Source organism: Ideonella dechloratans (assembly GCF_021049305.1).
GTDB lineage: Bacteria > Pseudomonadota > Gammaproteobacteria > Burkholderiales > Burkholderiaceae_C > Ideonella > Ideonella dechloratans.
In genome coordinates, this window is record NZ_CP088081.1 from 1,377,365 (window position 1) to 1,391,040 (window position 13,676).

The window sequence follows — 13,676 nt, forward strand, 5'->3', positions numbered from 1 at the left end:
AGGTCGTCCTTGATCGGATGAACTGCATGGTCCCCGGGCGGGCTCGCCGGGGCCAGCCGAATGCGACGAAAGGGGGGGCGGGCGGCGCCAACGGCAGCCGGCGTGCGCGAATGGCGGCCGGCCGGCGGGGCTCTTCAGCGCCGCTTGCTGCTGCCACCCAGCAGGCTGCCCAGCACGCCGCGCACGATTTCCCGGCCGACGCTGGAGCCGATGGTGCGGATGGCGGACTTGGCCGCGGCCTCGGCCAGGCCTTCGCGGTGGCCACCGCGCGGGCCGGTGGAGCCGAACAGGATGTCGCCCAGGCCGCCCAGCAGGCCCCCATTGCCACCGCTGTTGCCGCCGCCGTTGCCGGTGACCGTGCCACCCTGCGGGGCCTGCGGTGCGGGTGTGTCGCCCCGGAAGACCTGGCCCGCCTCGTCGGCCAGGCTGCCGCCCCCTGGTGGGGCTTGTCGCTGCATCTGGTCCCGGGTGTCGGCGGTGGTGGCGGCCCGTCCCTTGAGCTTTTCGTAGGCCGACTCGCGGTCCACGGTCTTCTCGTAGACGCCGGCCACCAGCGAACCCTGGATCAGCGCCTGGCGCTGGGCGGGGGTGATCGGGCCGATCTGGCTGCCCGGGGGCAGCACGAAGACGCGCTGGGTGACGCTGGGCCGGCCCTTGGCGTCCAGGAAGCTGATCAGGGCCTCGCCCACGCCCAGCTCGGTGATGGCGGTGGCGATGTCCAGCCCCGGGTTGGCGCGCATGGTGTCGGCCGCGCTCTTGACGGCCTTCTGGTCGCGCGGGGTGAAGGCGCGCAGGGCGTGCTGCACCCGGTTGCCCAACTGGCCCAGCACGGTGTCGGGCACGTCCAGCGGGTTCTGGGTGACGAAATAGACGCCCACACCCTTGGAGCGCACCAGGCGCACCACCAGCTCGATGCGCTCGACCAGGGCGTCGGGCGCGTCCTTGAACAGCAGGTGGGCCTCGTCGAAGAAGAAGACCAGCTTGGGCTTGTCCAGGTCGCCCACCTCGGGCAGGGTCTCGAACAGCTCCGACAGCATCCACAGCAGGAAGGTGGCGTACAGCCGCGGCGCGTTCATCAGCTTGTCGGCCGCCAGGATGTTGACCACGCCTTGCCCGTCCACCGTCTGCATGAAGTCGGTGATGTTGAGCATGGGCTCGCCGAAGAACTGGTCGCCGCCCTGCTGCTCGATCTGCAGCAGGCCGCGCTGGATGGCGCCGATGGAGGCGGCGCTGACGTTGCCGTACTCGGTGGTGAACTGGCTGCCGTTGTCGCCCACGTACTGCAGCATGGCGCGCAGGTCCTTCAGGTCCAGCAGGGCCAGGCCGTGGTCATCGGCGATCTTGAAGACCAGGTTCAGCACCCCGGCCTGGGTCTCGTTGAGGGCCAGCATGCGCGACAGCAGCAGGGGGCCCATGTCGGACACGGTGGCGCGCACCGGGTGGCCCTGTTCGCCGAAGACGTCCCACAGCGTGGTGGGGCAGGCGATGGCGGCCGGCGTGGCCAGGCCGCGTTCCTTCAGGATGGCGGCCAGCTTGTCGCCGATCTGCCCGGCCTGGCTGATGCCGGTCAGGTCGCCCTTGACGTCGGCCATGAAGACCGGCACGCCGATCCTGGAGAAATTCTCGGCCAGGGTCTGCAGGGTGATGGTCTTGCCGGTGCCGGTGGCCCCGGTGATCAGGCCATGGCGGTTGGCCAGCGCGGGCAGCAGTTCGCAGGTGATCTCACCGTGCTGACCCACCAGGATGGGATCGACCATGACTTCCTCCAGAGAATCTTGTGGTGCCTGGAGCCGTCCCGGGGAGGGCGCCCCAAGTAAAATGCCAGTCTATCCAAGAAACCCCAAGACCCCGGCGACCGCACCGGGGCAGGAGAAATTTGCCATGGCTGGGCACTCGAAATGGGCCAATATCCAACACCGCAAGGGCCGTCAGGACGAAAAGCGGGGCAAGGTCTGGACGCGGGTGATCCGCGAAATCATGGTGGCCGCGCGCCAGGGCGGCGGTGACATCAGCGCCAACCCCCGCCTGCGTCTGGCGGTGGACAAGGCCAAGGCGGCCAACATGCCGGCCGACACGGTCAAGCGCAACATCGACAAGGCCACCGGCAACCTCGATGGCGTGACCTACGAGGAAATCCGCTACGAGGGCTACGGCATCGGCGGCGCGGCCATCATCGTGGACTGCATGACCGACAACCGGGTGCGCACGGTGGCCGAGGTGCGCCACGCCTTCAGCAAGTACGGCGGCAACCTGGGCACCGAAGGCTCGGTGGCCTTCCAGTTCAAGCACTGCGGCCAGATGATCTTCGCCCCCGGCACCTCGGAGGACAAGGTCATGGACGTGGCCCTCGAATCGGGTGCCGAGGACGTCATCACCGACGACGACGGCGCCATCGAGGTGCTGACCGCGCCGGGCGACTTCGAAGCCGTGAAGAATGCGCTGGAAGCCGCCGGCCTGACCCCCGAGGTGGCCGAGGTGACGATGCGCGCCGAGAACACCATTGCGCTGACCGGTGAGGACGCCGAGCGCATGCAGAAACTGCTGGACGTCATCGAGGACCTCGACGACGTGCAAGAGGTCTACCACAACGCCGAACTGGGCTGATCCATGAACATCCTCGTCATCGGCAACGGCGGCCGCGAGCACGCCCTGGCCTGGAAGCTGGCCCAGAGCGAGCGGGTGCAGCGCGTCTTCGTGGCACCCGGCAACGGCGGTACCGCGCTGGACAAGCGCCTGACCAACGTCGCCATCACCGACCCGGTCGCGCTGGCGGACTTCGCCCAGGCCGAGAAGGTCGGGCTGACGGTGGTGGGCCCCGAGGCCCCGCTGTCCCAGGGCGTGGTGGACATCTTCCGCGCCCGCGGCCTGCGCATCTTCGGCCCCACCCAGGCGGCCGCCCAGCTGGAATCGTCCAAGGCCTTCGCCAAGGACTTCATGAAGCGGCACGCCATCCCGACGGCCGCCTACGAGACCTTCTCCGACCCGGCCGCGGCCCATGCCTACATCGACCGGCTGGGCGCGCCCATCGTCGTCAAGGCCGATGGCCTGGCGGCGGGCAAGGGCGTGGTCGTGGCGATGACGCTGGAAGAAGCCCATGCGGCCGTGCGCTTCATGCTGGAGGACAACACCCTGAGCGTGGTGCACAACGCCGGCGGTGCCCGCGTGGTGATCGAGGAGTTCCTGCAGGGCGAGGAAGCCAGCTTCATCGTGCTGTGCGACGGCAAGAACGTGTTGCCGCTGGCCACCAGCCAGGACCACAAGCGCATCGGCGATGGCGACACCGGCCCCAACACCGGGGGCATGGGCGCCTACTCGCCCGCGCCGGTGGTCACGCCCAATGTGCACGCCCGGGCGATGCACGAGATCATCCTGCCGACCATCCAGGGCATGGCCAAGGACGGCATCCCCTTCACCGGCTTTCTGTACGCCGGCCTGATGATCGACACCGAGGGCAAGCCCAAGACGCTGGAATTCAACACGCGCATGGGCGACCCGGAAACCCAGCCGATCATGATGCGCCTGAAGAGCGACCTGGTGGAGGTGATGCTGCACGCCACCGACGGCACGCTCGACAAGGTGGAGCTGAACTGGGACCGCCGCTTCGCCCTGGGCGTGGTGATGGCCGCGGCCGGCTACCCGATGAGCCCGCGCAAGGGCGACGTCATCACCGGCCTGCCGGCCGAGGCCGCGGGCACGGCCGACAGCATGGTCTTCCATGCGGGCACCGCGCAGCAGGACGGCAAGACCGTGGTCACCGGTGGCCGCGTGCTGTGCGTGACGGCGCTGGGCGATTCGGCCCGCACCGCCCAGCAGCGGGCCTACGAGGTGCTGCGCGACATCCATTTCGACGGCGCGCAGTGGCGCACCGACATCGGCCACCGCGCCATCAAGCGCTGAGGCCGTTTCAACAAGCCCGGTGGTGTCCAGCCGCCGGGCTTTTTTACATTCGAGGTAGCCATGGACAGCGAGGCGCTCAGAGCCTATTTCTACGAACTGCAGGACAACATCGTCAGCACCCTCGGCGAGATCGACGGCCAGCCGTTCCGGTCCGTGCGCTGGAAGCGCGAGCCCGGCGAACGGCTGGAGGGCGAAGGCCTGACCCGGGTGCTGGAGGGTGGCGGACTGCTGGAGCGAGGGGGCTGCAACTTCAGCCACGTGCATGGCCGCTCGCTGCCGCCGTCCGCTACCGCCCACCGGCCCGAATTGGCCGGGGCGTCCTTCGAGGCCATGGGCGTGTCGCTGGTCTTCCACCCGCGCAACCCCTATGTGCCCACGGTGCACATGAACGTGCGGGTCTTTGCCGCCCTGCCGGCCGGGCGCGACCCGGTCGTCTGGTTCGGCGGCGGCATGGACCTGACGCCCTACTATGGCTTCGAGGAAGATGCGGTGCACTTCCACCGCAGCTGTCGCGACGCGCTGGACCCCTTCGGCGCCAGCCTGTACCCGCGCTTCAAGACCTGGTGCGACGAGTACTTCTTCCTGAAGCACCGCGACGAGCCGCGGGGCGTGGGCGGCATCTTCTACGACGACTTCAACGAAGAAGGCTTCGAGCACAGCTTCGCGATGACCCGTTCGGTGGGCGACGCCTTCCTCAAGGCCTATTTGCCCATCGTCGAGCGCCGGCGCGACATGCCCTACGGCGAACGCGAGCGCGACTTCCAGGCCTACCGGCGGGGCCGCTATGTCGAGTTCAACCTGGTCTATGACCGCGGCACGCTGTTCGGCCTGCAGTCTGGCGGGCGCACCGAGGCCATCCTGATGTCCATGCCGCCGGTGGTGAACTGGCGCTACGACTGGCAGCCCGAGCGCGGCACGCCCGAAGCCAGGCTCTACACCGATTTCCTGCGCCCGCGCGACTGGGCGGCGGAAGGCGCTTGAGCGAACCGGGCATGCGGCGCGTCGGCCTGTTCGGTGGCAGCTTCAACCCGCCGCATCGGGCCCACCTGGCCTTGGCCCGGCTGGCCTGCGACGTGCTGGCGCTGGACGAACTGCGCTGGCTGCCGGCCGGCCAGCCCTGGCAGAAGCCGGTGGGTGAACTGGCCGCACCCGAGCACCGTCTGGCCATGGTGCAGGCCCTGGCCCAGGGCGAACCCCGGTTTGTGGTGGACAATCGCGAACTTTGCCGCCAGGGGCCCAGCTACACGCTGGACACGGTGCGTGAACTGTCCGCCGAGCAGCCGGGCACCGAATGGGTGCTGTTGATCGGCCAGGACCAGTACGCGCGCCTGGCCAGCTGGCACGGCTGGCGGGAGCTGTTGGCGTCGGTGACGCTGGCGGTGGCCGGTCGTGAAGGACAGGCGGTGCAGGCACCGCCGACGCTGGCCGGGGTGCCGCACCGTTGCGAGGTGCTGCCCCTGCCGCAAATGGACATCAGCGCCACGGACATCCGGGCGCGGGTGGCGGCCGGTCTGCCGATCTCTCCTCTGGTGGGGGACGCGGTGGCACGCTATATTGATCAACACAGCCTCTACCGGGCCCCGCCCGGCCACTGAATGGACATCCGAAAACTGCAACGCGCCATCGTCGATGGCCTGGAGGACGTGAAGGCCCAGGACATCCTGGTCTTCAACACCGAGCAACTCTCGCCCCTGTTCGAGCGGGTGATCGTGGCCTCGGGCACCAGCAACCGGCAGACCAAGGCGCTGGCCTCCAGCGTGCGCGAGTCCGTCAAGGCCGCGGGCCTGCAGGTGCTGCGCACCGAGGGCGAGGACAACGGCGAATGGATCATCGTGGACTGCGGCGCCGCCGTGGCCCACATCATGCAGCCGGCCATCCGCGACTACTACCGCCTGGAGGAAATCTGGGGCGGCAAGCCGGTCAAGCTCAAGGTGGGCAGCGCCAAGACCTCCCTGGTCAAGGCCTCGGAGCCGATGGACGAAGACGACGCCCCCACCCCGGCCAAGAAGAAGCCTGCGGCGAAGAAGGCCGCCGCTGAGGTCAAGGCCGCCAAGCCGGCCCCGGCCCGCAAGGTGAGCAGCGGCACGGCCACCAGCGCCCAGAAGGCGGCACCGGCCAAGACCACGGCGGCCAAGACCACGGCGGCCAAGAAGGCCGCGCCCAAGAAGGCCGTGACCCGCAGCACCGGCACCACCCGCAAGGCCGCCGAGGCCAAGCCGGTGCAGACGGTGGTGGTGGGCAAGCCCGCCAAGAAGACCAGCGCCAAGGCGGCGCCGGCCAAGAAGGCGGCACCGGCACGCAAGGCGGCGGCGCCCGCCAAGGTGGCGGCCAAGGCCCCTGCCAAGAAGGCCGCCCCGGCGAAGAAGGCAGCCGCCAAGCGCGGCTGACGCGCCGGCCGCTTTCCTGCCCGATGCAGCTCATCATCGCCGCGGTCGGCCAGCGCCAGCCGGCCTGGGCCGACGCGGCCTACGAGGACTTCGCCAAGCGCTTTCCGCCGGAAATGCGCCTGACGCTCAAGGCTGTCAAGGCCGAGCCCCGCGGCAGCAAGACCGCCGAGCAGCTGATGGCCGCCGAGGCCCAGCGTCTGGAGGCCGCGGTGCCCAAGGGCGCCCGGCGCGTGCTGCTGGACGAGCGGGGCACCCGCCTGACCACCGCCCAGCTGGCCCAGCGCTTCGAGTTCTGGCTGGGCGACGGGCGGGATGTGGTCTTCTTCATCGGCGGGCCCGATGGGCTGGACCCCCAGCTCAAGGGCACGGCCGACGAGAGCCTGCGCCTGTCGGACCTGACCTTGCCGCACGCCTTCGTGCGGGTGTTGCTGGCCGAGGCGCTCTACCGCGCCTGGTCGCTGCGCAACGGGCACCCCTACCACCGTGAGTGAGCGGCCCGCCGGCGCTGCCCGCCCCGCGCTCCCCCGCGAGCCCCGGCTGGACGCGCTGCGCGGCCTGGCCATCGCGGCGGTGCTGGTCCTGCACTTCACGCTGGCCTTCGGCCTGGCCCGCAGCCCGCTGGGCGCTTGGCTGGGCCGGCCGCTGCTGGCGGTGCTGACCCTGCGCGGCAACTATGGCGTGACGCTGTTCTTCGCCATCTCGGGCTTCCTGATCACCGACCATGTGCTGCGGCGCGATGGGGCGCTGCAGCGGCTGGACTGGCGCCGCTTCGCGGTGGAGCGGGCCAGTCGCCTGTTGCCGCTGCTGGCGCTGGCGCTGCTGTGCGTGCTGGTGCCGGGCCTGTTGGGTTGGCCCTTCTTCGCCGGTGACACCCACGCTCCGCCGATGACGGCCGGGCGCTGGGCCATCGCCTTGCTGTCGGTGCTGGGCTTCTGGCACAACCAGCTGATGCAGGACTGGGGCTACTTCCACTACATCCTGAACGTCTACTGGTCGCTCTCGGTGGAGGAGGCCTTCTACCTGGGCTTTGCCGTGCTCTGCCTGGCCCTGGGCCGGGGCGAGCGGGTGATGCTGGTGGCGGTGGCGCTGGTGCTGCTGGGGCCGCTGTACCGGGCCGTGCATCCGGACGACGAGATCCGCTACCTCTATGCCTATCCGGCCTGCTTCGACGCCATCGCCTGGGGCGTGCTGGCGGCCTGGGTGGCCCACCGCCATCCGGTGTCGCCGCGGCGCGCCGCGGGGGCGCGGGTCTTGGGGCTGGTCGGCATCGCGGCGGCCTGGAGCGTGGACTTCGGCGCCCACCCGGCCTGGAGCTTCTCGGCGCTGGCGGCGGCCACCGCGCTGTGGCTCTGGGCCCTGGCCGGCAGCCGGCCCTGTCACCCGCGCTGGGCCCGGCTGCTGGCGCCCTGGGCCTGGCTGGGCCGACACAGCTACGAGCTCTACCTCTTCCACATCATCGTGCTGGCGCTGCTGCGCCAGGTCTGGAGCCGGCAGACGCTGCCCGACGCCGGGCGGCTGCCACTGCTGGTCGCCTACCTGGCGCTGAGCGCGGCCGTGGCCTGGGCCGTGGCCCGCGGGGTGGGGGACCCGGCGCGACGGGCCTGGCGCCGTCGCTGGGGCCGGGGCGAGGGGCCGGCCGGGGACCGCGCCACAATCGCCAACCCATGAGCACCGCACCGCTTCACGATTTCATCTACCTGGCTTCCCAGAGCCCCCGCCGCCGCCAACTGCTGGACCAGCTGGGCGTGCGCCATGAGCTGCTGCTGCCCGGCCCCGACGAGGATGCCGAGGCCCTGGAGGCCGAGCGCCCCGGCGAAGGCCCGGCCGACTACGTCGAGCGGGTGACGCGGGCCAAGCTGCAGGCGGCGCGGGCGCGCTGGAAGGCGCGCGGGCTGCCCGCCGCGCCCATCCTCTGCTCGGACACCACGGTGGCCCTGGGCCGGCGCATCCTGGGCAAGCCGGCCGATGCGGACGAGGCCACCGCCACGCTGACCCGGCTGTCCGGCCGCAGCCACAAGGTGCTGACGGCGGTGGCCCTGTGGGACGGCCGGCGCAGTCACCTGGCGGTCAATGTCTCCACCGTGAAGTTCGCGCCCCTGCCCACCGAGGTGGTGGCGGCCTACGTGGCCAGCGGCGAGCCCTTCGGCAAGGCCGGCGCCTACGCGATCCAGAGTGCGCTGGCGGGTTGGATCGAGCGCATCGCCGGAAGCTACTCCGGTATCATGGGTCTGCCCCTTTACGAGACAACCCAGCTGCTGCGACAGGCCCGCGTCCGCCTCTGACCGCCGTGCCCGCGGCCTTGGGAAACACCACCCATCAAGCGGCCGCACATGCACGACATCCTGATCAACTGGGCTCCGCAGGAGACCCGTGTCGCCATCATCGAGAACGGGGCCGTCCAGGAACTGCACATCGAACGCACGCTGGAGCGTGGCCTGGTGGGCAACATCTACCTGGGCAAGGTGGCCCGCGTGCTGCCGGGCATGCAGAGCGCCTTCATCGACATCGGCCTGGAGCGCGCGGCCTTCCTGCACGTGGCCGACCTGCACACCGCCCACGCACCGGGGGCGCGTGACAGCCACCCGCCCACGCCCATCGAGAAGCTGGTCTTCGAAGGTCAGACGCTGACGGTGCAGGTGGTCAAGGACCCGATCGGCACCAAGGGCGCACGCCTGACCACGCAGATCAGCATTGCCGGGCGCATGCTGGTCTTCCTGCCGCAGGACAACCACATCGGCATCTCTCAGAAGATCGGCTCGGTCGAGACCCGTGAGCAGCTGCGCCAGCGCATGATCGCGCTGGTGGGCAAGCCCGAGGCGGGCAGCAAGGAGGGGCCGGGCGGCTTCATCCTGCGCACCAATGCCGAGGAGGCCAGCGACGTCGAGCTGTCCGAGGACATCGCCTACCTGCGCAAGACCTGGGCCCAGATCCGCCAGCGCGCGGTGTCCCGCCCCGCGGGCACGCTGTTGCACCAGGATCTGTCCCTGGCCGAGCGCGTGCTGCGCGACCTGGCCACCGAGCAGACGCTGGCCATCCGCATCGATTCGCGCCTGCAGTACGAGCAGCTCAAGGCCTTCGGCATGGCCTACACGCCGGCCTCGGCCGCCAAGCTGGAGCACTACCGCGGCGAGCGACCCATCTTCGACCTTTTCAACGTCGAAGAGGAGATCGCCCGGGCGCTGGGGCGGCGGGTGGACCTGAAGTCCGGCGGCTACCTCATCATCGACCAGACCGAGGCGCTGACGACGATCGACGTCAACACCGGCGGCTTCGTCGGTGCGCGCAACTTCGACGAGACGATCTTCAAGACCAACCTGGAGGCGGCGCTGGCCATCGCCCGCCAGCTGCGGCTGCGCAACCTGGGCGGCATCATCATCATCGACTTCATCGACATGGCGCGCGAGGAGCACCAGCAGGCCGTGCTGGCCGAGCTGCGCAAGCAGCTCTCGCGCGACCGCACCAAGACCACGGTGAGCGGCTTCACCCAGCTGGGCCTGGTGGAGATGACCCGCAAGCGCACCCGCGAGAGCCTGGCCCATGTGCTGTGCCAGCCCTGCCCGACCTGCGAGGGGCGTGGCCAGGTCAAGACCGCGCGCAGCGTCTGCTACGACATCCTGCGCGAGATCCTGCGCGAGGCCCGGCAGTTCGACCCCAAGGAATTCCGCGTGGTGGCCAGCGCGGCGGTGGTGGAGATGCTGCTGGACGAGGAGAGCCAGCACCTGGCCGACCTGTCGGCCTTCGTGGGCAAGCCCATCTCGCTGTCGGCCGAGCCGACCATGAACCCCGAGCAATACGACATCGTGCTGCTCTGACACATTCCGGACCGGCGGCGGCTTCAGACTCTCATCAGCCCGGCCTGCCAGACTCGTACCATGCAATACAAGAACCACGACGACGACGCCGACGAACACGCCCTCTACACCTCGGTCGAGCGAGCCAAGGCGGCCAGCCGCAGCACCTGGGTGAGCGTGGGTGTCAACCTGGTGCTCTCCACGCTGCAGATCGTGGTGGGCCTGCTGGCCAAGTCCCAGGGCCTGGTGGCCGATGGCCTGCACTCGCTGGCCGATCTGGTGTCCGATGCGGTGGTGCTGGTGGCGGGCCACCAGGCCCGCAAGGCGGCCGACGACGACCACCCTTACGGCCACCAGCGCTTCGAGAACGCGGCCTCGATGGTGCTGGGCGTGCTGCTGCTGGTGGTGGGGGCGGGCATGCTGGTGTCGGCCTTCGAGAAGTTGCACAACCCCGACTCCCTCCCGGCAGTGCACGCGGTGGCGCTGTGGGTGGCGCTGGGCACCCTGGTGGCCAAGGAGCTGCTGTTTCGTTACATGCTGGCCGTGGCCAAGCAGGTCAAGTCCAGTCTGCTGGTGGCCAATGCCTGGTACGCGCGCTCGGATGCGGCCTCTTCGCTGGTGGTGGCGCTGGGTCTGGTGGGCAATCTGGCGGGCTACCCCATCCTGGACCCGATCGCCGCGCTCATCGTGGGCCTGATGGTGGCCAAGATGGGCATCGAGTTCGGCTGGAGCGCCCTGCACGACCTGATGGACCGCGCGGCCGACGACGAGGAGGTGCAGGCCATCCGCCAGACCCTGATCGAGACCCCCGGCGTGGCCGGCGTGCACGATGTGCGCACCCGTAAGATGGGCGACATGATCGTGGTGGATGCCCACATCGAGGTGGATGCCGCCATCACGGTGGAGCAGGGCCATGACATCGCGGTGGCGGCCCGGCAGCGGGTGATGCAGCGTCACCGGGTGCTCAACCTGATGACCCATGTGGACCCCTGGCACCGGCCCGATCTGGACCATGCGCCGGTGAAGTCCGCGCCGCAGGCCTGAGCCGGACGATGGACGTCGGGCTCAGCGACGCCGAGGCCGCGCGCCGGCTGCGCGAGGAGGGCCCCAACGAACTCGCGCCTGCGGCTCGCCGGCCCCTGTGGCGGCTGCTGCTCTCGGTGCTGACCGAGCCGATGTTCGGCCTGCTGCTGGCCTGCGGTGCGCTCTATGCCCTGTTGGGCAACGCGCAGGAAGCCTGGACGCTGATGGGCTTCGTGGTGGTCGTGATGGCGATCAGCCTGGTGCAGCAGCAGCGCGCAGAGCGTTCGCTGCACGCGCTGCGCGAGCTGTCGGCCCCCCGGGCCCAGGTGTGGCGCGAGGGGCGCGTCTGCCGCGTGCCCAGCCGCGAACTGGTGCGTGGCGACACGGTGCTGCTGGACGCAGGCGACCGGGTGCCGGCCGATATGCGCCTGCTGGCCGCCACTGGCGTGTCGGTGGACGAATCCCTGCTGACCGGCGAGTCGGCGCCGGTGTTCAAGAGTGCCACCGAGCGCATGGATGCCGCGGCTTGTCTGTTCGCCGGCACCTTGCTGACCGCCGGGTCCGCCCGTGGCGAGGTGGTGGCCACCGGTGCACGCAGTGCGCTGGGCCGGCTGGGCGCTTCGCTGGGGGGGGTCACGGTGGCCGCCAGCCCGGTGCAGTTGGAAACGGCGCGCATCGTGCGCGTGGCGGCGGCGGTCGGGCTGGGGCTGGCGGCGCTGCTGGCTCTGCTCTATGGCTGGCAGCGCCAGGACGCCCTGCAGGGTCTGCTGGCCGGCCTCACGCTGGCCATGGCCATCCTGCCGGAGGAACTGCCGGTGGTGCTGACCCTCTTCCTGGGGCTGGGCGCCTGGCGACTGGCGCGCGAGAAGGTGCTGGTACGGCAGATGTCCGCGGTGGAGGCGCTGGGCGCGACCACCGTGCTGTGCGTGGACAAGACCGGCACGCTGACCCTCAACCGCATGGCGGTGCGGCGCCTGTGGTCGCCCCAGGGCGAGCACGATCTGGTGAGCGAGCGCGACCTGCCCCTGCCCGAGGCCGTGCACGAGACGCTGGAGTACGCCATCCTCGCCAGCCACCGCCAGGCGATCGATCCGATGGAGCGGGCGCTGCAAGAGGCCGGTCAGCGCGAGCTGGCGCAGACCGAGCACCTGCACGCCGACTGGACCCTGGTGGAGGACTATCCGCTGTCGGCCGAGCTGTTGGCGATGTCGCGGGTCTGGCAGTCCCCCGACCGGCGCGAACGCCTGATCGCCGCCAAAGGGGCGCCGGAGGCGGTGATCGACCTCTGCCATCTGGATGCTGCCCGCCAGTCCCGCATCGTCGGTCAGGTGGCCCGCCTGGCGGACCAGGGCTGGCGTGTGCTGGGGGTGGCGCGTGCGGTCTTCGCGGCCGATCGCCTGCCGCCCATCCAGCACGACTTCGATTTCGAGTTTGTCGGCCTGGTGGCCTTGGAAGACCCGCTGCGGCCCGAGGTCCCGGCGGCGATTGCCGAATGCCGGGCCGCAGGCATCCGGGTGGTGATGATGACCGGTGACCATCCGTCCACCGCGGTGTCGGTGGCCCGGCAGGCCGGCCTGGATGTGGCCGGCGGGGTGGTGCCCGGCACGGCCTTGGCGGCGCTGGACGATGCCGGCTGGCAGGACCAGGTCGCGCGCAGCAGCGTGTTCTGCCGGGTGCAGCCGGAGCAGAAGCTGCGCTTGGTGCAGGCCTTGCAGGCCCGCGGCGAGGTGGTGGCCATGACGGGCGACGGGGTGAACGACGCGCCCGCGCTGCGCGCGGCCCACATCGGGGTGGCCATGGGGGCGCGCGGCACCGACGTGGCACGCGAGGCGGCCGATCTGGTGCTGATGCAGGACAGCCTGGCCGGCCTGGTGACGGCGGTGCGCCATGGCCGCCGGGTGTTCGCCAATCTGCGCAAGGCCATGGTCTTCGTGCTGGCGGCGCATGTGCCCATCATCGGGCTGACGTTTTTGCCGGTGCTGCTGGGCTGGCCGATGCTGCTGATGCCGGTGCATGTGCTGTGCCTGCAACTGGTGATCGATCCGGCCTGCTCGCTGGTGTTCGAGGCCCAGCCTGCCGAGCCCGGGCTGATGCAGGTGCCTCCGCGGCCGCGCCAGATGCGCCTGTTCGACCGCCATCTGCTGCTGCGCAGCCTGGGGCAGGGGCTGGGCTTGGCGCTGGCCTGTCTGGCCGCCTATGCCGGGGCGCTGGCCTTCGGCGAGTCGGCCGAGTCCGGTCGGGCGCTGAGCTACGGCCTGCTGGTGCTGGGCAGCGTGATCCTCATCTTCGCCAACCGCCACTGGGCGGTGGCGGCCTGGCGCACCCGCGTGCGGGATGGCATGGGGTGGCTGGCTCCGGGCGCGGTCCTGCTGGTGGCCGCAGCCTGGTGGGTGCCGCCGTTGCGGCAGGCTTTCGCCTTCGAGCGTCCCGGCTTCCCGGCCGTCGGGGCCGGCCTGTTGCTGCTGGGGCTGGCTGCGGTCTGGTTCGAATGGGTCAAGCAGCGCACGCCTTGACCTGGATTCGGCCGGAGATCAGTGAAAACCCTTGTCATCTCTCGGGATTGCGGGGACGTTGCCAT

At 70.3% G+C, this 13,676-nt stretch carries 12 protein-coding genes; 11 read left to right on the forward strand and 1 reads right to left on the reverse strand.

Translation table 11 applies throughout. From position 1 onward, the window contains the following. Window positions 1-134 precede the first annotated feature (134 nt). Window positions 135-1,757: a helicase HerA-like C-terminal domain-containing protein gene (locus LRM40_RS06495; protein ID WP_151124185.1), complete on the reverse strand. Its 1,623-nt coding sequence runs from the start codon at window positions 1,755-1,757 to the stop codon at window positions 135-137. Window positions 1,758-1,881: 124 nt separating this feature from the next. Here LRM40_RS06495 and LRM40_RS06500 point away from each other — a divergent pair, with 124 nt between their 5' ends. The 11 genes from LRM40_RS06500 to LRM40_RS06550 are packed head-to-tail and all read left to right on the forward strand — an operon-like array spanning window position 1,882 to window position 13,611. Next, window positions 1,882-2,604: a YebC/PmpR family DNA-binding transcriptional regulator gene (locus LRM40_RS06500; protein ID WP_151124186.1), complete on the forward strand. Its 723-nt coding sequence runs from the start codon at window positions 1,882-1,884 to the stop codon at window positions 2,602-2,604. A gap of 3 nt (window positions 2,605-2,607) precedes the next feature. Then, complete coding sequence (purD, locus tag LRM40_RS06505) at window positions 2,608-3,897, forward strand: phosphoribosylamine--glycine ligase (RefSeq protein WP_151124187.1); 1,290 nt, start codon at window positions 2,608-2,610, stop codon at window positions 3,895-3,897. A 60-nt stretch (window positions 3,898-3,957) separates the two neighbouring features. After that, window positions 3,958-4,878, forward strand: coding sequence for an oxygen-dependent coproporphyrinogen oxidase (gene hemF / locus LRM40_RS06510; RefSeq protein WP_151124188.1), 921 nt, complete (start codon window positions 3,958-3,960; stop codon window positions 4,876-4,878). Further along, window positions 4,875-5,492, forward strand: a complete 618-nt coding sequence (nadD, locus tag LRM40_RS06515) for a nicotinate-nucleotide adenylyltransferase (protein WP_310734158.1) — start codon at window positions 4,875-4,877, stop codon at window positions 5,490-5,492. Before hemF ends, nadD begins: the two co-directional genes overlap by 4 nt. Then, window positions 5,493-6,284: a ribosome silencing factor gene (rsfS, locus tag LRM40_RS06520; RefSeq protein WP_151124189.1), complete on the forward strand. Its 792-nt coding sequence runs from the start codon at window positions 5,493-5,495 to the stop codon at window positions 6,282-6,284. A 23-nt stretch (window positions 6,285-6,307) separates the two neighbouring features. Continuing rightward, window positions 6,308-6,775, forward strand: coding sequence for a 23S rRNA (pseudouridine(1915)-N(3))-methyltransferase RlmH (gene rlmH / locus LRM40_RS06525; RefSeq protein WP_151124190.1), 468 nt, complete (start codon window positions 6,308-6,310; stop codon window positions 6,773-6,775). Continuing rightward, a complete protein-coding gene (locus LRM40_RS06530) occupies window positions 6,768-7,952 on the forward strand; it encodes an acyltransferase family protein (RefSeq protein ID WP_151124191.1) in 1,185 nt (394 codons plus the stop codon). The genes rlmH and LRM40_RS06530 overlap by 8 nt, the downstream gene beginning before the upstream one ends. After that, entirely contained in the window at window positions 7,949-8,566 is a 618-nt protein-coding gene (locus LRM40_RS06535) for a Maf family protein (protein ID WP_151124192.1), read from the forward strand. Before LRM40_RS06530 ends, LRM40_RS06535 begins: the two co-directional genes overlap by 4 nt. A 48-nt stretch (window positions 8,567-8,614) precedes the next feature. Then, window positions 8,615-10,096: a ribonuclease G gene (gene rng / locus LRM40_RS06540; RefSeq protein WP_151124193.1), complete on the forward strand. Its 1,482-nt coding sequence runs from the start codon at window positions 8,615-8,617 to the stop codon at window positions 10,094-10,096. Window positions 10,097-10,156: 60 nt separating this feature from the next. Continuing rightward, window positions 10,157-11,119, forward strand: a complete 963-nt coding sequence (locus LRM40_RS06545; protein ID WP_151124195.1) for a cation diffusion facilitator family transporter — start codon at window positions 10,157-10,159, stop codon at window positions 11,117-11,119. 8 nt (window positions 11,120-11,127) lie between these two features. Then, a complete protein-coding gene (locus tag LRM40_RS06550; protein WP_151124196.1) occupies window positions 11,128-13,611 on the forward strand; it encodes a cation-translocating P-type ATPase in 2,484 nt (827 codons plus the stop codon). Window positions 13,612-13,676 lie beyond the last annotated feature (65 nt).